This window comes from Polyangium sorediatum (assembly GCF_029946465.1).
Taxonomy (GTDB): Bacteria; Myxococcota_A; Polyangia; order Polyangiales; family Polyangiaceae; genus Polyangium; species Polyangium fumosum.
This window is the reverse complement of sequence record NZ_JARZHI010000006.1, coordinates 180,328-199,029: the sequence shown is the minus strand read 5'-3', so window position 1 is coordinate 199,029 and position 18,702 is coordinate 180,328. Positions and strand designations below refer to the sequence as shown.

The following is an 18,702-nucleotide window of genomic DNA, read 5'->3' as shown; positions in this document are numbered from 1 at the left end:
TCCCATGAGAACGGCACCTCCCTCCTGCCTGCCTCGCCGCACCTGGCTCCTCCTCTCGCTCGGGCTCCTCGCGGCCGCGGCGGGCTGCAAAAGCTCCGCGGAGGGCGGCGGCGCGGGCGCCGGCAAGGTCAAGCTCACGCTGAACTGGGTGGCCGAGCCAGAGTTCGGAGGGTTTTACGCGGCGCGTGACGGCGGCGCGTTCAAGCGCGCCGGGCTCGACGTCGAAATCATGCCCGGCGGCGCGGGCGTGCCCGTCCTGCAGATGGTCGCGAATGGGCAAAGCGATTTCGGCGTCGTCGGCGGGGACGAGGTCGTCATCGCCCGCGCGCGCGGCGCCGACGTCGTCCCGATCTTCGCGACGTACCAGACCTTCCCGCAGGCCATCATGGTCCACGCCTCGCGCGACGCAAAGACCATGGCCGACGTCTTCACGGGCGGCACCCTCTCGATCGAGCCGGGCGCCGCGTACAGCGCGTATCTCAAGAAAAAATACGGCTTCGACAAGGTGAAGGTCGTGCCCTACGACGGCGGCATCGCCCGGTTCGTCGTGGACAAGGAGTACGCCCAGCAATGCTTCATCACCTCGGAGCCAATCGCCGCACGGAAGAAGGGCGCGGAGCCGAAGGTCTTTCTCGTCGCCGACGAAGGGTATAACCCCTACGCCACGGTCATCATCACGCGAAAGGCGCTCTGGAAAGAGAACCCGGAGCGCATCAAGGCGTTCGTGCGCGCCGCGCGGGAAGGCTGGCGCGTGTACCTCGACGACCCGGCCCCCGCGAATGCGGTGATGCAAAAGCTCAACACCACGATGGACGCCGAGACGTTCACCGCGGTCGCCGCGGCGCAAAAGACGCTCGTCGAGAACGCGGAGACGAAAAAGCTCGGCATGATGACGCGCGAGCGCTGGGATACGCTCGCCAAGCAGCTCCTCGATCTCGGCATCATCGACAAGCTGCCGCCGCTCGACGACTACCTCGTCGCCATCGACGAGTGATTCTGCGCCCTGCCACGTCGTGCCGCCGGGGCGCTGCCCCGGACCCCGCGAGGGGCTGTCCGCCCCCTCGACCCCGGACCAGCGAGGCGCTGGACCCGGGGTGAAACAACTGCGCGGTGCGCAGTTGTTTCAACAGGCCGGCGAAGAAGTCGGGGGGCCAGTGCCGGCCCGCGGAGCCCGCCACGAGCGGCCGCTGCTTGTCACGCCGCAAGGAGTTGCCTGACGAAAAGTGTACCTGATGAGGCGCCCGGTCCGTGCAACGGGAGCGCGGGACTTGCGGACGCGCTTTGCGGGAGGGACAATGCCCCCGGAAACCGTGAAACGGTCGTTCCCCTTTGTCGGAACGCGCTCCATCCCGCGGCGGGACGTGTTCCCGGAACTGGGAACGTCCCCGGGAGCGGATCCCGGCGCGATGCACGATGTGGGAAGAGCCTCGGGGGCGACGTCGCGCTGCGTTCCGACAAAGGGGAAGGCTCCCGGAAACGAGGCGGGGGGCGTCCCGAAAAAGGGAAACGCTCCGGAAAATGGATCCGCGCGTGCTCTGGAAACGCGGAATCGACCTCGGCGCAGGACGACGTGCGTTCCGACAAAGGGGAATCGGACGGGCAGCAGATCCGGACGCATTGCAAGGGTGTGGAGACGGCTCCGAAGCGGCGCGGCGGTCTCGGTCGGCAACGCCGCGGCTGATCTTCACCGGGCCTGTTCGATGAACTGCGCATCGCGCAGTTCATCGAGCTTGGGTCCAGCCCCTGGCTGGTCCGGGTGCAGGGGCGGATAGCCCCTGCTGGGGCCTGGGGCAAAGCCCCAGCTCCGCGCCTCCCCAATGCACCCTCCTACTCGCGCGTGAACACCTCCGTGTGCTCGAGCCGGAGGTCACATCCGTTCGTGTACATGGGCGCCCGTGTATCGGCGAAGATCTGGCTGCGCCGCACGACGACACGTGTGCCTGGGCCCTCGCAGCGCACGCCGGAGCCGTGCGAATAGCGGCCGAGCTCGAGCCCATCGAGCACGACGCGCGCGCCGCCGCGCACGCTGAGCCCGCCCACGTCCTCTTCGGTGACCTGGGCGATCCCGCCCTCGCCGGCCGGGCCGTACACGGTGAACACCTCGCCGAGGCTCACGTGAAACGGCAAATAAAAGCCTGGCGCGACGCGGATCACCCTTTTGCCGTTGCCCAGCGCCGGAATGGCATCCCGGATCTGGCAGAAGGGATCGTTCCTCACGCCCGTGGCGTCGTCGCATTCTTGGTAATGGGATACCACCTCGCGGCCCACATAAAGGACCTCCTTTTCGGGGATGCACCGACCGCCCTGGTAAAGGTCGCACACGTCGCTCGCGCAGTGTGCGTGACGATTGCACGCCGCGCAGACTCCCTGGACGCAGCCGAGGCCGCCGGCGCAATCGGAGGCGTCCTCGCATCGTCGCGCGATCGCGGACACATCTTCGGCGAGGGATTCGGATTCTTCCGCGAGGAATTCGGGATCGGGGCCCGCGCAGGCGGGGAGAAGGGGAAAAACGAGGAGGTATTGCAGGTAGTTTCGAGGAGACATCGGGGGGGCGGCTGGCAAGGTCCGCGCCGCGCCCCCTTTGCCCTTTAGCCCTCGGACTTGCCGACGGCCGACTTCCCCCGAACGGCGGCCCAGTAAAGCGCGCCTGCGATCGCGCCGAACGCGAGCACGCCCGAGAGGTTCGAGGCCGAAAAACGCGTGAACACGGTGGACAGGTCGAACTTGTGTTCCATCCCGACACCCGCGACGAGTGCCGCCACGAGGCCCGCGATCGCGCCGCCCGCGATGTAGCCCGAGCTGAGCAGCGTGCCCGGGCTGAACTCCTCATCGCTGCCTGCCTGCCCGCGCTTCCGGTCGACGAGCCACCGCACGAGGCCGCCGACGAAAATGGGCACGCTCGTCGAAATGGGCAGGTACACGCCGACTGCGAACGGCAGCGCTGCCACGCCGCAGAGCTCCATCACGATCGCCAGCATCACGCCGATGAGCACGAGGCTCCAGGGCAACTTGCGCGTGAGAATGCCGTCGATGATCAGCGCGAACAGGCTCGCCTTCGGGGCGTCGAGCTTCTTCACCTCGCGCAGCTCGTACACGAGCTTCCCGTCCTCGCCGAGGTACCGCCCCGCGTGCATCGCCCCGCCTTCGGCCACCTCGTAGACCGTGTACGATTTGCGATCCGGGCCGAGCATCGTGCCTTTGCTCGCCGCGTTCGCGGGCACGGCGGTGTCGCCTTCGAGCTTCTTCGGCTCGTGGGGCACGCGGCCGCCGATGCCCGGGTCGATCACGAATGCCACCTTCCCCGATTCTTCGACCAGGTACTTTCCTTGCGGAATGGCCGCGCCCGAGTTCGGCTGGTAGGCGACGCGATAGTCCTTCCCGTCCGGGCCCTTCTCCACCTGCGCCGTGATCGACTCCACCGGAATGGGCACCTCGTACGTCTCGGCGGCCCGCGTCGTGTAGGACGCGTTGAGGAAGAGCAGCGTGTATCCAATGACGAGCGCGCTCGTGACGACCCCGACGAGCAGGCCGATCTGCTGCCGCCGCGGCGTCGCGCCCACGAGATATCCCGTCTTCAGATCCTGGCTCGTTGCCCCGCCGTTCGAGGCCGCGATGCATACGATCGCCGCCGTCGAGAGCGCCATTGCCCGGTGATCCACGCCCACCCAGCCCATCGCCAGGAAGAGCAGGCACGTGATGAGGAGCGTCGCCACCGTCATGCCCGAGATCGGATTCGACGACGAGCCGATTTCGCCCGTGATCCGTGAGGAGACCGTCACGAAGATGAAGCCGAAGAGCATGATCAGGATCGCCGTGGGCAGCGAGATCCCGAGCGTGGGCGCAAGCCATATCGCGAGCAGGAGCGCGACGAGGCCATACACCACGAAGTTGAACGGCAGGTCCTTCTCCGTGCGCGGCGTCGCCTTCTCGGCCTTGCCTGCGCGGAAGCTCTTGATGCCGCTCCGGAACGCCTTGACGATCGTGGGCAGCGCGCGGCCGAGGCTGATGAAGCCGCCCGTCGCCACCGCGCCCGCGCCGATGTAGAGCACGTACCGGCTGCGAATGTCGTTCGGCGACATGTCGCGGATGAGCGTCGTCGCCGGGAAAATTGGGCTGTCGATCTTGTCGCCGAAGAAAGCGATGAGCGGAATCAGGATGAGATATGCGAGCACGCCGCCCGCCATCGTGGTGCTCGCCGTCTTCGGGCCGATGATGTAACCGACGCCGAGCATCTCCGGCGTCAGCTCCCCCGCGATGCTCGCGCCCTTCCAGCTCGAAAACCGGTAGGCGGGGTTCATGTTGAAGAGCTTCAGCGGGTCGCCGAGGAGCTTGTACAAAAAGCCGAGCCCGAAGCCTGCGAACACGGTCTTCGCGTTCGTGCCGCCCGTCTCGCCCACGATGAGCACGTCGGCGCAGGCCGTGCCCTCGGGGTATTTCAGTTTTCCGTGCTCCTCCACGATGAGCCCGTGCCGGAGCGGGATCATCATCAACACGCCGAGCAGGCCGCCGAGCACCGAGAGCAAAAGCACCCGGCCCGCCGCGAGGTCGTAGCCCATGAGCAAGAGCGAGGGCAGCGTGAATGCCACGCCCGCCGCGATCGACTCGCCCGCGGAGCCCGTCGTCTGGACGATGTTGTTCTCCAGGATCGTCGCGCGTCCGAAGAAGCGGAAGATCGTGATTGACATGACGGCGATCGGAATGGACGCCGAGACGGTCAAGCCGACCTTGAGCGCGAGGTACACCGAAGACGCGGCGAAGACGATGCCGAGCAGCGCGCCGAGCGCCACGGCGCGCACAGTAAGCTCGCGTGGGCTCTCGCGCGCGGGTACGTACGGCTCGTGGGGCGCATGCGAGGCCGAGGGCGCGGGGGCGGCGGCCTCGGCTTCGGGGACCGGGGAGGGCGCGGACGCGGACATTGGCGCACCCTATCACAGAACCTGCGCGCCGATGTCTCGGCCTAACGCAAAGAAAGGTCTTCCTCCTGCAAGATGGCATTGATGCGGACGGCGGCGGCGGCCCCTTCGGCCTGCGCCACGCTGACGAGCTGGACGCGGGGCGAAGCGTCGCCGACGACGAAGACGCCCTCGGATTCCGTGCTTCCGTGGAACTCCGCCTCCGTCGTGCCGTCGCCGTTGATCTTGCAGCCGAGCTTCGTGGGCAGGTCCGAGCGCGGCACCTCGCCCGTCTTCAGGAAGATCGCCCGCCGCGGCACGACCTCGCCGTCGGAAAGCACGACCCGCGCGAGCGCCTCGCCCTCACCTTCGAGCCGCAGGATGGGCGCCTCCCGCAGGCCGATTCGATGATTTTCGAGCATACGCCTGTCGTCGTCGGTGAACGCGGCCGGGCCGTGCGTGAAGACGAAGACGTCGTCGCTCCAGCGCAGGAGCGACAACGCGGCGCGCATCGCGCGGCGGGCGGGGCCGAGGACGCCCATCGGCTGGTCCCGGCACTCCCAGCCGTCACAGATCGGGCAATGGTACACGCCGCGCCCATAATACGTGAGAATCCCCTCGATGGACGGGAGGACGTCGCGCATCCCCGTCGCGAGCACCACCTTGCGCGCCTCGACCCGGCCTCCGTCCGCGAGGTCGGCCTCGAATCCATTTCCGCTCCGCCGGACGTCGGAGACCTCGACGTCGCGAATCGTGACGCCGTACCGCCGCGCCTCCTCGCGCCCCCGCCGCAAGAGCTCCGCCGGGGGCAAACCATCGTGCCCGAGCAGGCCGTGAATGCCTCGCGCGGGCGCATTGCGAGGGGTCCCGGCGTCGCAGACGAGCACGTTGCGGCGGCAGCGCCCAAGAATGAGCGCCGCCCCGAGCCCGGCCGGACCTCCGCCGACGATGAGCACGTCGAAACGTTCCACGCCTCGCCTCCCCTCGTTCAGCCGCCCCGAGGGGGAACGTGGCGCCGAGAGCGGCTCGCGGGAAGCCCAGCCAGGCGATCGGATGCAGGAATCAGGATCCGGGATCCTGGTACATCCTTGATCCAGGTGGATAAACGGAGGCCCAGGTTTGCGTACGCGCCTGAGGCGTCAGAGCCTCAGCCCAGCTTACAGGCGACGGGCGCCGCGGAAGCGCTGCGGGTACGAGCCCGTCCCGTCCACGCCCGCGTTGAAGATCGACCAGCCGCCGGTGTTGCCCACGGTCGGGCCGTTCGCCTGCGAGCGGCTCGAAATGAAGCGGTAGTTCCCGCCGTTGTCGCGGCCCACGAACATGCCGACGTGGCTGATCGCGCCCACATCCTTGCCGCAGAGCAGGGCCGTGGCGATCGTGTAGTTGCACTGCGAGTCGAAGAAGACGAGGTCTCCAGGCTCGATCGCAGCGAGCTCGGTCGTCGTCGGCGCACCCTGGAAGGGCGCAGCGCCCGCGGGCTGCGTGCGGAAGGGGACGACGATCCTGCCGGGGCCGGACCGGTACATGTCCTCGCTCGTGCGCGGCAGGTGCCCGGGGACCGACTTCAGGGAGAGGGGAAGGCTCGCGTCCGCACCGTCATACGTGAAGTTCGCGCGGCTCCCCCACACGAGGCGCATGTAGCCCGAGCAGTCGAGCGCGCCTTCGAGGCCGAGGTCGGCCAGGATGCTCTTCGCGTCGATCGGGTCCCAATCGATGCCGAGGAAGTCGTGGAAATCGGCGCCGAGCGCGTACCGCGCGTCCTTCGAGCCGCCCTCCGCGTAGTCGTACGAGATCGCGATCACGTCCTGCGTCCCGGCCTCGCAGTTCACGCCGCGGGCCGCATTCAGCCACGCCGAGAGCGTCTCCTCCGAGGTCTTCTCCGCGTCGAAGGGCTCGCTCAGCGTCCGCACCCACGTCGTCGTCGTGACCGAGCTCGCCGCCTTGTTCGCGCCGAACGTGCGCGAAGGCCCCGCCATCCGCACGGAATACCCGCCGTGCGTGAACCACGCGACCGGCTCGCCGCCGATCGACGCGATCTTCGTCTCCCCCGACCTCGCGAACGAGAACGTCGCGACCTTCCCGCACGGCCCCGCGCTTTGCTCCTCGCCCCCGACCTCCACGACCGGCTCGTCGCCGGGCGGCGTCGTCGTCTCGTCCCCTCCCGTCTCCTCTCCTTCGTCACCGCTCGTGATCTCGGTATCTTCGTCGCCGGCGTCGGCGCCGCCTCCACCTCCGAGGCAGCCGGTGAGGGTCGCGGCGATCGCGAGGCTGGGGAGGAGCGCGCCTGCAAAAGAGCGAAAGGCAGCCAAAATCGTGGCCATGGGGGGAACCTCCGAGGGTCGGGGTTGCGCGGCGCCGGGGATACCGGGCCTGCCGCCGGGGGAGGCGGCGTGGTTCGGCAACGATAAGCTGCAAGCGGTGTGCCGGCCGAATTTACGACGATCGGAACCGTCGCGAGGCCCGGAGCTAGGTGGGGCCTTCGGGGTCCCCTCCGGACCGCAGGGGGACCTGTGGCACGGGAGGCACAGTCGATATGAAAAAAAGTCCGGACCGCGCGCCCCCGTATCGCCATTGCAATTCTTATCGGGCGAGAAAAATGCAATGCGAAGCGCGCCGCGTGCCGCGCCGACAGAGCGCCGTCAGAACCGTCGCGCGCCTCGGAACCGCTTCGGGTAGGTCCCGCTGACGCCGGTGGCGTTGTTGAAGACCGACCAGCCGCCCGTGTTTGCCACGGTGGGGCCGTTCGCCGTCGAGCGGGACGAGATGAAACGAGCGTTGTTCGCGGTGTCGCGACCGACGTAGATCCCGGTATGGCCGATCGAGGTCCAGTCGGTGCCGCAGGCGGGGGTCGACACGGAGTAATCGCAGCTCGAATCGAAAAATACGATATCACCAACCTCGATCGCCGCGAGCTCCGTGGCCGTGGGGGTCCCGTTGAAGGCCGTGGCGCCCGTCGGCTGGGTCCGGAACGGCACGATGACCTTGCCCGGTCCCGATTGATATTGATCCTTGCTCGACCGGGTGAGGGTGCCCGCGACGTACAGCGACATCGGGATCTTCGCCTCCACGCCGTTGTAGAGGAAGTTCGCGTGCTGGCCGAAGAGGAGCCGCAGGTACCCCGAACAATCGATCTTGCCGAGCTGCGTGGTGTCCGCGGCGATGATGTTCGCGTCGATCGGATCCCAGGCGAGGCCGAGGTAATCGTGGTAGTCCGCGCCGTTCGCGTACCCGGCGTCCTTCGACGCGCCCTCGATATACTGATAGGCGAGGCCGAGGATGTCCGACGTTCCCGTCACGCAATTGACAGCACGCGCTGCGTTGAGCCAGGCGCTGCGGGCCGTGGTCCCCATCGTGACCGGATCGAAGGGCGTGGCGAGGGTGCGAATCCACATCGTCGTCGTGACGGACGGGACGCCGGTCACCCCGGCGGAGAGGGTCCGCGAGGGGCCGGTCATCCGGACCGTGTACGCGCCTTTCGTGAACCAGGCGACGGCCGTGCTGTTGATCGAAGCGGTCGTGACGTCCCCCGATGTCGTGTATTTGATCGTCGCCGCCACCGTACACGCCGCGCCCGCCTGGGGAGCCGAGCTGCCGCTGGCCTTTTTCCCTTTGGGATCCGTCTCGATTTCTTTGACTTCGTCGTCGTCCTCGGGCGGGGCGCCGATCTGCGCGATATCGAGCGGCTCCTCCACGTCGAGCAGGCAGCCGGGGAGGCTCGCCGCGAGCGTCAAGCAAGGGAAAAAGATAGCGGAAACACGGAACATGGCCGGGCACTTGGGCATGGATACACCTCACCTCCGGCACTGCGGGGACGTGCACGCCGGGTGGGGGGGGCGGCGCCGGACGTCGTTGCACAGTGACCATCTCCAGCGTAACCCGACCGCTGGCGCGAACCTTCATTTTTGGCGCAGAATCGTACGAAGCCGTAAGTTTGGTGAGAAATGTCTCACTTCATGGGCGCATTCGAAACGCTCGGCGGATTCTCGTGGTCGCCGCTCGGCGCAGGATGGTATCCTGGAGGGTTCGCGTTTCGCCCATTTCGGGGGACGGAGCCGCCGCGGAAGGGAAAACGGCGCGCCGCGCCCCCGCGCCGTGGTACCGTTACCGGTTTTGGGATCGGTCGTCGAAGAGCGAGAGTTGCCTCTTCGGTCGCTGGAACGTGGTCGGCGCTTCGCGGGTGATCCGTTCCCGGTTCAGGCCGAGGCGCGCGCAATGGGCCTCGAACACCCGCTCGATCATGGCCCACCGGGGCCCGAGCCCCGAGAAGCGCGCCCCGAACGCGCTCTCGTTCATCTTGCCGCCGCGCATCTCCTGGATCGCATTGCGTACTTTCTGCGCCCGCAGCGGGTACGCCTCGGCCAGCCGCTCTTCGAAGACGGGCAGCACCTCGGCCGAGAGCCGAAGGGGCTGCATGAACGCCGCCTCCGCCCCCGCCTCCCGCGCGCGCTCGAGCAGCTCGGCGATGTCCGGATCGTTGAGCCCCGGAATGACCGGCGCAATGGCGATCCCGACCGGGACCCCCGCGTCGGCGAGGGCGCGCATCGCGCCGAAGCGCAAGCTCGTCTTGCTCGCCCAGGGCTCGATCTTGCGCCCGTCCTCGTCCCGGGCGAACGGAATGCTGAGGAACACATGCGCCCGCGCCCGCCGCGAGAGCTCCGCCAAGAGGCCCGCGTCCCGCGCCACGAGGCGGCTCTTCGTGATGATCGAGACCGGGTTCTGGAACGCGAGGCAAACGTCGAGACATTGACGCGTCAGCTCGTAGCTCGCTTCGAGCGGCTGATAACAATCCGTGTTGCCCGAGAGGACGATCCCGTCGCCGCGCCAGCTCGGCTTCTCGAAGGCCTCGCGGAGGAGGCGCGGCGCGTTCGTCTTCACCACGATCTTGCGATCGAAATCGGTGCCCGCGCCGAAGCCGAGGTACTGGTGGCTCGGGCGGGCATAACAGTAGGCGCAGGCGTGGATGCAGCCGCGGTAGGGGTTCAGGCTGAAGCGGAAGGGCAGATCCGGGCTCTCGTTCTCGGAGAGGATCGAGCGGGCCTGCTCCTCGAAGATCTGGAGCGTCGCGTTCGGCGGCTCGTCGAGCCACTCCACCTCGGTCTTCGCCCAGGGGTTCGGCGGGTTCTGCACGGGGCGCGGCATGCCGCGCATCCTAGCGCGAAGGCGCCAGCGTGTCTGCTCGGATGTTCAGTCAACCCAGATCACGCGTACGCGCGGAGGAACGCGAGGAGCGGCGGGTTCACCTGATCGGCGTGGGTGAGGTTCGACGCGTGCGCGGCGCCCTTCACCGTGACGAAGTTCTTGCAGCCCGAGAGTTTGTCCGCAAGCAGGCGACCGCGCTCGATCGAAATCGCGAGGTCCGCGTCGCCGTGGAAGACAATCGCGGGCTGCTTGATCTCGCCGAGGCGATCGGTGATGTCGTCGCGCTCGATCAGGGCGAGCGTGGGGGCCACGAGGTCTTCGACCGGGACCTTTCGCCACATCGAGACCCAGGGCTCCCAGTGCTCGGGCGCGCCGAGGATGAGGCCGGCGATCGGGTGGACGAGCGCATCGACCGGGCCCTGCTGCCGCCAGGTCTCCAGCAGGCCACGGTGCGCGGCGAGCGTCTCGGCGTTGTCCACGCCGCCCTGCGAGTTGATGAGGACGAGGGCCTTCACGCGATCGGGCCACTTCAAGGCCGCGCGCAGCGTGAGGAACCCACCCTGGGACATGCCGCCGATGACGGCGCGCTCGATGCCGAGGTGATCGAGGAGCCGAATGCAGTCCTCGACCGAATCCCAGTACGAGAAGCGCTTCCCGTCGCTCTGCGTGCGGCCGAAGCCGCGGGCGTCGAAGCGGATCACGCGGAACGCGGGCGCGAGGACCGCGACCTGCGGATCGAACATCGTGTGATCCATCAAGAAGCCGTGCGCGAGCACGACGGGCGGCCCTTCGCCGCCGGAGTCCTCGTAGAAAATCTTCTGGCCATTCAGATCGACGTGGGGCATGCGAGAAAGGAAACCGAAAGGGGCCTTGCGGTCAAGGTCCCCTTTCGGAGAGGAGGAGCGGGGACAAGAATGAGCCGATCGATCGTGGCCATCACGGGCGCGTCGGGGTTCCTCGGCCGGGCGCTCGTCGCGCGCGCGCTCGCCGCGGGCAGGAAGGTTCGCGGGCTCGATCTCGCGCCGGATCATGCGGGGAGCCCTTCGATCGAGCGGCTCCGCGGGGACGTCTCGGATCCGGCGGCCTGCGCGGCGCTCTGCGCGGGGGCGGAGACCGTCTACCACACGGCCGCGGTCGTGCGGGAATCGGGCCCGATGGCGCTCTTCGAGCGGGTCAACGTGGGCGGGACGGGGGCGATGCTGATCGCGGCGCGGCGCGCGGGCGTCCGCCATTTCGTGATGATCTCGTCGGTCATGGTGCACGGCTTCGATTTCCCCGACGGCGTGCCCGAGGACGGGCCCCTGGGCGGCTTCGACAACCCTTATTGCGCGACGAAAATCCGCAGCGAGGCGCTCGCGCTCGCGGCGCACGAGCCCGGCGTCTTCGACGTTTACGTGGTGAGGCCCGGCGATGTGTATGGCCCCGGCTCGATCCCCTGGACGGAGCGGCCGACGCGCATGATGGCCGCGCGGTCGTGGATCTACGTCGACAGCAAGGTTTGTCACGTGAACCACGTGTACGTGGACAACCTCCTCGACGCGATCGACCTCGTGCTTGCCGCGAACAAGGGCGGCTTGCCCTTCACGGTCACGGACGACCGGCGCACGACGGCGCGCGAATTCTTCAGCCACTACCAGCGATTCCTCGGCATCCGCGCACTGCCCGATCTCCCGGGGCCGCTCGTGCTCCGCGCCGCCGCCACGCTCGATCGCGCGGCCTCCGTGCTGGGTCGAGAGCTCGAAATGAACCGCGAGGCCGTGCGCTACGTGCTCCGCCGCGGGCAATACGGGATCGATCGGATCAAGGCCCTCGGGTACACGCCGCGCATCGGGCTCGACGAGGGAATGGCGCGAAGCGTGGCGTGGCTGCGGGAGAAGGGGATCGGGCGGTAGACGCCGTTCACGTCACGGCCGCCGGCGCGTCCGGCTTGCGTGCCTCCGCCCCCTCCTCCGCCAGGACCTTTTCGCGACGGGCCAGGAAAAGGGCCACGCCGAGCCATAGGCCCGCGAGCGGGACCGCGATGAGCGAGACGCCCGAGGACGACAACCCCAGGGCGAGCAAGCCCGCGTGCGCCCACGCGCTCACGGCGTCGCCGCCGCGAAAGACCACGGTGTCGATGAAGCTCTTCGCCTTGTATTTCGCTTCGCGGGGCAGGACGGTATAAAGCACCTCGCGCGCCGGTCGCTCGATCGCGTATTGCGCCGCGCGCCGGACGCCCTCGACCACGGTCACGACCGCGAGTGATGGATAGGCCGCGAGCGCCGAGAATCCGAGGCCGGAGAGGACGGGGAGCACGGCGAGCGCCGCGGCGAGGCCGAGCCGCGTCATGAGCCGGCCCGTGAGGAACAACGAGAGCGAGGCGGAGAGGACGTTCGCGGCCGTGTCGTTCAAGGCGAAGAGGGCCGTATGCGCCGCCGAATCCTGGCCCGCGCGGCGGACGAGATCCGTCTTCTGGAGATAAAGAAAGGTGTTCATCGTCGTCAGGAGCAAGATCGCGAGCGCGATGCCCGCGAGGTACGGCGACCCGACGAGGAGACGGACGCCCGCGAAGAGCGAGCCCCCGACGGGTTTGTCCGACGAGGCGCGCGCCGCCGATGCGTCACGGGCGCCCGCGTAATGCTCGGCGCGCCGCGCGCAGAGGACACACACTTCGAGCGTCACGGCCGCGAGGACGAGCAACCAGAAGAGGTGCGTTTGCCCGAGCCGCTTGCTCACGGCTGCCGTGACGAGCGGGCCCACGATCGCGCCCGCGCTGCCGCCCGCGGCGATGACGCCGAAGAGGCGCTTGCCCTGCTCGCTCGTGAAGACGTCGACGAGGAAGCTCCAGAGGACGGACACGACGAACAGGTTGTAGACGCTGGTCCAGACGAAAAAGACGCGGCCGAGGAGGGGGCGCGGCACGCCGAGGGACGCGAGCGCGAAAAAGAGGAGGAGGTTTGCCGCAAAGAATCGGTGAACGACGGGGACGAGGCGGCGGCGCGAGAGGCGCGTGACGAGGGCGCCATAAAGCGGGACGGCGCAGAGCATCACCCCGAACGTCGCGGAGAAGAGCCACGGCAGGGCCTTCTCGCCGCCCGCGATGCCCATGGCGTCGCGGAGCGGGCGAATGAGGTAATACCCGAAGAGGAGCAGGAAGAAGTAGACGAACGACCACACGACGGCGCCGATCTCCTCGGGGCGCACGGCGACGACGCGCTGGACGAAGCGCAAGACGAACCCTCGCAGCATCGCGCGCATCATGCCCGAACGGCGCGCGGCGGGTACGGGGAACGCCGGTGTTTTTTTTGCTTCACGCCTCCGCGAGCGCCGCGGCCGCGACCTCCGCGTCGACGAGCCTGCGTTTTCCCGAGGCGAAGACCTGCTCGGTCTCGGGGCCACGGCCCGCGATCACGACCACGTCGGACGGGCCCGCCTCCGCGATCGCCCCGCGGATCGCGGAGGCGCGGTCGAGGACGACACGGACGCCGGGGTGATCGCCGAGCCCGGCCCGGATCTCCTCGGCGATCGCCGCGGGATCCTCGCTTCGGGGGTTGTCGCTCGTGAGCACGATGCGATCGGCCCGCCGCGCGGCCTCGCCCATCGAGGCGCGTTTGCCGCGGTCCCGATCCCCGCCGGCGCCAAAGACCACGAACACCCGGCCCGCCACGAGGGCGCGCGCCGTCGCGAGCGTACGGGCGAGCGCGTCGGGGGAATGCGCATAATCGACGACGGCGCGTGGCCCCGCGCCGAGGACCTGGAATCGGCCGGACGGCGCGGGCACCTCGGCGATCGCGTCCGCCGCCTCTGCCGGAGGGACCCCCGCCTCGATCGCGGCCGCGAGCGCGGCGAGCGCATTCTCCAGGAACGGCTCGCCGATCGCGCGAATGCGTATTTCCTGCGGCATACCTCGGCCACGCGCCGTGGAAACGAGCCGGGCGCGTGTTCCCTCCCAGCCCACGGAGATCTCTTCGGCCACGAGATCGGGCCGGAGGACCGGCTTTCCCGGTGCACGTGAGGGGAGGCCGTACGTGACGGTGCGCGCGCCTCTCGCGACGACCTCGGCGAGCAGCTCCGAGGCGGGATCCCAGGCATTGAGGATCGCCGCGCCGCCCGCGGGCAGGTGCACGAAGAGCTGTGCTTTGCTCGCGAGGTAATGCTCGGGCGAGCCGTGCGCGTCGAGGTGATCCCGCGTCAGGTTCGTGAAGACCGCGAGGGAAATAGGCCACGCCTTCGCAAACCCGAGCGCGAGGGCCTCGCTCGTGGCCTCGACGGCGGCATGACGCGCGCCCTGTTCGAAGCCGCGGCGCATGGCGTCGAGAAAGACGTCGTGCGTCGTCGGAAACGGGAGCGGCTCGTCGTCGAGGAAGGCGCCGAGCGTGGTGACGCGGAGGACGGGCCGGGCGAGGCGGGCGAGCGCGGCCGCGAGGAAGGTCGTCGTCGTCGTCTTGCCGTTCGTGCCGGTCACGCCCACGGTGGTGATGCGGCGTGACCAGCGGGGCGGCGGCGGAAACATTACGCCGAGCGTAGCAGGCGAAAGCACGATCGAGGGGCGCGACTTGTTCTACGATGGCACCCGCGCCGCCATTCTGCCCGGCGTGATGGGAGACCTTCATGAAGACATCCTTGCTTGCGACCCTCCTCATCGGCGCGCCGCTCGCCGCGTTCCTCGCGCCGAACGACGCCCACGCGTGTGGCGGCTGCGTCGTGCCGCCCATGGTGAACACGATCGTGAACGCGCACCGGATGGCGCTCTCCGTCTCGCCCAAGCAGACGGTGTTATGGGATCAGATTCGGTACAACGGCGATCCCGAGAACTGGGGCTGGCTCTTGCCCGTGAAGCCTGGCGCGGTCGTCGAGGTCTCCACGGACGCCTGGTTCGAGACGCTCGACGCGGCGACGTCGACCACGGTGTTCGCGCCGCCGATCAGTTGCAACAATGGCCCCGATTTCGATTGCGGGTGCGCGCAGTCCGATGCCACCGCGGGGGGTGAGCTCGGGCCGGGTGGCGGGGGCGTGACCGTGGTGCACCGCGGCACGGTGGGGCCGTACCAGACCGTGACGCTGAGCACAGAGACGCCGGGCGTGCTCGACGATTGGCTGACGAGCGCGGGCTACGTGATCCCCGCGGAGACGGCGCCGGTCATCGACGCGTACGTCGCGGAGGGGTTCGATTTCATCGCGCTCCAGCTCCTGCCGGAGAAAGGCGTGAACGAGATGAAGCCGGTCCGCGTGGTGCAACCCGGCATCAGCCCGACCCTGCCGCTGCGTATGGTCGCCGTGGGGACGGGCGCGAACGTGGACATCACGTTGTTCCTGATCACCGAGGGGCGCTGGGGCGCGAAGAATTTCGAGAATGCGCTCGTCCCGGAGAGCCTCGTGTCGTGGGACTTCGCGACGAACGCCTCGAACTACGCGGCGCTGCGGGAGACGACGCTCGCGGCGAACGGCGGGACCACGTGGATCACGACGTTCGCCAAGCCGCGAGCGCTGCTCGCGCCGCTCCAGGGCGCGGTGCGGGGGAATGCGCAGATCGTCCTTTCGGCCGACGAATTCGGGTTCCCCACCCGCACGGCCAGTACGATCGCGGAGGGGTACATCGGCCAGGGCATGCTGAACGGGGAGACGACCGACCAGACGTGCGTCATGAATTTCAGCACGTTCTCGGGCGATACCCGGATGGTCGTGGATCCGTGTCCGGCGGGCAAACCGTCGGACGATCCGTCCTGCGGGGAGGTCGGCGCGGGGGAGATCGACGCGCGGGTCTTCGAATGCGGCGAGAGCGACGTGCTCGTCGATTCGACGATGGACGACGTCGCGACGGCGCTGAATGGCCTGCACCCGGCGGACGTTTGGCTGACGCGGCTCGAAGCGAAGCTGCCGCGCGAGGCGCTCGCGAAGGACCTCGAGATCGAGCCGTCGGAGCTCCAGGTCGAGGTGGAGCACGAGATCCGGGCGCGTTCGTCGACGAACGTGGACACGATCTGCCCGTCCGGCGTGGTCGTGCTGCCGGGCAGCGGCTCTGGATCCAACAAGGATCGCGGGACGTTCGTCGTCGTCCTCTCGACGCTCGGCGCGGGCCTGCTCTCCCTTGCGCGGCGGCGCCTGCGCGGCGCCCGTTCCCCCCTGCCCGCTTGACGCCGCGTTACTCCACCGAATACATGCAATAATCGATCGAACAGCCCTCGGTCACGCAGGCGATCATGTTCTGGCGGTTTTTGCTGGTCACGGCCGAGAGCAACGCCTGGCACTCCTTCATCGCGAGCCGCCCGCCGCAGGCCTTGACGGCAGGCGAGCACGCCGATTGCGTGGAGGGCTCGACACACGACGCCTTGCGCACGGCCGACATCCCGCACTGGTTCGCGGCGTCGAAGCTGCAGATCGATTGCTTGCCGCTCTTCGCGAGCAGGCAATCGACCGCCTTCTCGGCCACGCTCGGCTTGAGCCCATGCGCGAGCTTGCCGCACATGTCGCGGGTGTCCGTGAAGCTCTCGCATTGAGGCCCCGGCGCGCGCAGGGTGCTGCACCCCTTGGGCGCGACGCCGTCGTCGTCACACGTGACGAGATCCTCCAATCCTGTGACCCCCGTGCCGTCGAGCGTCGCGACGATGGCGCTCGGCTCGTCCGCGCCCGTCCCGCCCGGGGAGCCGGCGACCCCGCGGGGCACGGCGGACGCAGGTTTCTCCTCCTCGGGCAACGTGACGACCGGGGCCGCGACGACGGGATCCCCGGCCCCGGGCTGCGCGGCGCCGCCGCACGCGCCGGAGGCCATGGTCGCGGTGAGGAGGAGAAACCGGGAGCGGTCGATCTGCATGGCCGCGAAAGAACATCGGAGCGGCGCGCGGCCGTCAAGGGGGGAGGCGCGGGAGGGGTCAGAAGACGCTGCGGTCGAAAATCTGGGAACGGCGAGGGCGCGGGGCGAACGGGACGAGGTACGGGTGCGGCTCGCCTTCGGGCGGGCCCTTGGCATTCCGCGCGGCGTGCTCGCGGAAGATCTCGACGTCACGCTCGATGTCCTTTCCGAGGCGCGGATCGCCGCCGAGGTAATCGCGGAAGAGGCCGAGGCGGAGCGTCGCGGCGAAGGCCGGATCGACGATGGCCACGTTGCACTCGCCCTCGTATTCGAAGCCGCGGTCGTTCACGTTGCAGCTCCCCACCATGACGAAGACGTCGTCGACGAGGAGGAGTTTTCCGTGATGGTCGATCTCCTGCACGCGGCGTTTGCCCCGGCCGTCGCGGCCCGCGCAGCGGAGCCCGTAGAGCTCGAAATCGGGGAGCGCCTCGCGGATCCGCTCGAAGCACGCGTGGCTCCAGGCGCCGCTGAAGGGGTGGTTCGCTTGCGCCTCGCTCGTGAGGACGAGGACTGCGAGGCGCGGGTTTTTCCGGGCCGCCTCGGCGATCGCGTCGCTCACGTAGGTCGATCGGAAGTATTGATCCTCGATGTAAAGGAGCCGGCGGGCCGCCGCGATGGCGCGCAGGTAGGCGTCGAGGATGCCGCGCTCGGCGTGTGGCGCGGGCATGGTGCGGACGACCTGCACGGCTGAGCGTCCGGGCGCCTCGGGGAGCGCGGCGGGATCGGGCGGCGGGACGAACGTGGAGCGCTCGGCGTGCGGCGCGCCGCGTTCGACGAGGCGATTCCATCGCTCCCGGAAGTTCTCTTCGAGGTGGGCGACGCTTGGCCCCTCGATCCGCGCGACGAAATCGTGGCGCGGCGGGTGGTCCGCGACGCAGAGCCCTTCTTTGACGCGGGCGCGGTGCGCGCTCGGCCGCGTGAAGCGGCACCGGCTGGGCTCGAAGAGGCGGTGGTGGCGGGTGTCCCAATCGTTCTGGCGCATGTTCATGCCGCCGCAAAACCCGATGCGGCCGTCGACGACCACGGTCTTCTGGTGAAACGAGCCGATTTGCACCTCGCCGAGGAGGCGGTTTCCGAGCGGATACCGCGCGCCGAAGAGCGGGCGCTCCGTGGGGTTTTTCTCGGTGAGGACCTCGAATCCGTCACTGGCGGTGAGCGCGACGCGGCGCGCCTCGCCGGGAATGGGTAACACGGGCGGGTCCCAGAGGAGGAGCTGCACGAGGACGGACGCGCGGGCCCGGGATTCGAGGATGCGCTGGATGGTATAGGCCTCGCGCTCCGCCGGCTCCGCGAGCGGGTCGGGGCGCAGGAGCTCGAGCTCGGGCTCGTAGACCCACGTGGTGACGCGAATCGAGCGGCGCGCCGCGAGGAGCGCCTCGGCCACCGCGCGCCAGCCGTCTTCCCCGTCGACGAGCACGTCCACGCGATTGCCGAGCGTCGGAGGATATCCGAGGTGGGAAAACCATACGTAATCGAGGACGACGTGGGCGACGCTTCGACCCGGCGCGCACTCGACGCGCTCGACGCGGGAGCGCACGCCTTCGAGGCCGCTCATCGCGGCGAGCACGTTGCCGCATTTCCCGGGTGTCAGGAAAAGCGTGGTGCGGAGCGAGCGCAGCTCGAACGGCGAGGCTCCGGGCTCCACGATGAGCTCGTAATCGCCGCGGCGCGGCAAGACGACGCGGAACCGCCCCGGCGTGACCTCCTGCCCCACCACGGCCCCGCGCGGGCCGAGCAGACGCACGGATGCCCCCTGGACAGGCGCGCTGTGAGGCGTCGTGACCAGGACTTCGAGCTCGGCCCGTTCCCTCGGCATACGCCCTCCCCTAAGGAAGGCCCTAG

Annotated in this window: 14 protein-coding genes; 3 read left to right on the top strand and 11 right to left on the bottom strand. The window is 68.8% G+C overall.

The window, feature by feature from the left end:
• The first annotated feature begins 4 nt into the window (after positions 1 to 4).
• On the top strand, positions 5 to 994 hold the full coding sequence (locus tag QHF89_RS10160; RefSeq protein WP_136965610.1) for an ABC transporter substrate-binding protein: 990 nt from the start codon (positions 5 to 7) through the stop codon (positions 992 to 994).
• An 833-nt stretch (positions 995 to 1,827) separates the two neighbouring features.
• Here QHF89_RS10160 and QHF89_RS10155 read toward each other — a convergent pair.
• From QHF89_RS10155 to QHF89_RS10125, 7 genes are all read right to left on the bottom strand, one after another.
• The gene (locus QHF89_RS10155) at positions 1,828 to 2,544 is read right to left on the bottom strand and encodes a hypothetical protein (RefSeq protein WP_136965611.1); all 717 of its coding nucleotides are present in this window, start codon (positions 2,542 to 2,544) and stop codon (positions 1,828 to 1,830) included.
• A gap of 44 nt (positions 2,545 to 2,588) precedes the next feature.
• Positions 2,589 to 4,916 carry an OPT family oligopeptide transporter gene (locus QHF89_RS10150; RefSeq protein ID WP_136965612.1) on the bottom strand — a complete coding sequence of 776 codons (2,328 nt, stop codon included), beginning with the start codon at positions 4,914 to 4,916 and terminating at the stop codon, positions 2,589 to 2,591.
• A gap of 41 nt (positions 4,917 to 4,957) precedes the next feature.
• Positions 4,958 to 5,863: an NAD(P)/FAD-dependent oxidoreductase gene (locus QHF89_RS10145; RefSeq protein ID WP_284720321.1), complete on the bottom strand. Its 906-nt coding sequence runs from the start codon at positions 5,861 to 5,863 to the stop codon at positions 4,958 to 4,960.
• A 186-nt stretch (positions 5,864 to 6,049) separates the two neighbouring features.
• Complete coding sequence (locus QHF89_RS10140; protein ID WP_136965614.1) at positions 6,050 to 7,213, bottom strand: NlpC/P60 family protein; 1,164 nt, start codon at positions 7,211 to 7,213, stop codon at positions 6,050 to 6,052.
• Positions 7,214 to 7,531: 318 nt separating this feature from the next.
• Positions 7,532 to 8,656 (bottom strand): NlpC/P60 family protein, encoded by a 1,125-nt coding sequence (locus tag QHF89_RS10135; protein ID WP_136965615.1) that lies wholly within the window; start codon positions 8,654 to 8,656, stop codon positions 7,532 to 7,534.
• Positions 8,657 to 8,993: 337 nt separating this feature from the next.
• Complete coding sequence (locus tag QHF89_RS10130; protein ID WP_136965616.1) at positions 8,994 to 10,031, bottom strand: PA0069 family radical SAM protein; 1,038 nt, start codon at positions 10,029 to 10,031, stop codon at positions 8,994 to 8,996.
• Positions 10,032 to 10,090: 59 nt separating this feature from the next.
• Positions 10,091 to 10,876: an alpha/beta fold hydrolase gene (locus QHF89_RS10125; protein ID WP_136965617.1), complete on the bottom strand. Its 786-nt coding sequence runs from the start codon at positions 10,874 to 10,876 to the stop codon at positions 10,091 to 10,093.
• A 69-nt stretch (positions 10,877 to 10,945) separates the two neighbouring features.
• Here QHF89_RS10125 and QHF89_RS10120 point away from each other — a divergent pair, with 69 nt between their 5' ends.
• Positions 10,946 to 11,923 carry an NAD-dependent epimerase/dehydratase family protein gene (locus QHF89_RS10120; RefSeq protein ID WP_136965618.1) on the top strand — a complete coding sequence of 326 codons (978 nt, stop codon included), beginning with the start codon at positions 10,946 to 10,948 and terminating at the stop codon, positions 11,921 to 11,923.
• Positions 11,924 to 11,930: 7 nt separating this feature from the next.
• Here the strand turns inward: QHF89_RS10120 and QHF89_RS10115 are convergent, their stop codons facing one another.
• Together QHF89_RS10115 and QHF89_RS10110 are read right to left on the bottom strand one after the other, a co-directional pair.
• Complete coding sequence (locus QHF89_RS10115) at positions 11,931 to 13,259, bottom strand: NTP/NDP exchange transporter (RefSeq protein ID WP_284720320.1); 1,329 nt, start codon at positions 13,257 to 13,259, stop codon at positions 11,931 to 11,933.
• A gap of 61 nt (positions 13,260 to 13,320) precedes the next feature.
• Entirely contained in the window at positions 13,321 to 14,523 is a 1,203-nt protein-coding gene (locus QHF89_RS10110) for a UDP-N-acetylmuramyl-tripeptide synthetase (RefSeq protein ID WP_136965620.1), read from the bottom strand.
• 98 nt (positions 14,524 to 14,621) lie between these two features.
• Here QHF89_RS10110 and QHF89_RS10105 point away from each other — a divergent pair, with 98 nt between their 5' ends.
• Positions 14,622 to 16,145 (top strand): DUF2330 domain-containing protein, encoded by a 1,524-nt coding sequence (locus tag QHF89_RS10105; RefSeq protein WP_136965621.1) that lies wholly within the window; start codon positions 14,622 to 14,624, stop codon positions 16,143 to 16,145.
• 7 nt (positions 16,146 to 16,152) lie between these two features.
• Here QHF89_RS10105 and QHF89_RS10100 read toward each other — a convergent pair whose 3' ends face one another.
• Positions 16,153 to 16,821: a hypothetical protein gene (locus QHF89_RS10100; protein WP_136965622.1), complete on the bottom strand. Its 669-nt coding sequence runs from the start codon at positions 16,819 to 16,821 to the stop codon at positions 16,153 to 16,155.
• A gap of 58 nt (positions 16,822 to 16,879) precedes the next feature.
• Positions 16,880 to 18,676, bottom strand: a complete 1,797-nt coding sequence (locus QHF89_RS10095) for a phospholipase D-like domain-containing protein (protein ID WP_136965623.1) — start codon at positions 18,674 to 18,676, stop codon at positions 16,880 to 16,882.
• Positions 18,677 to 18,702: the final 26 nt, after the last annotated feature.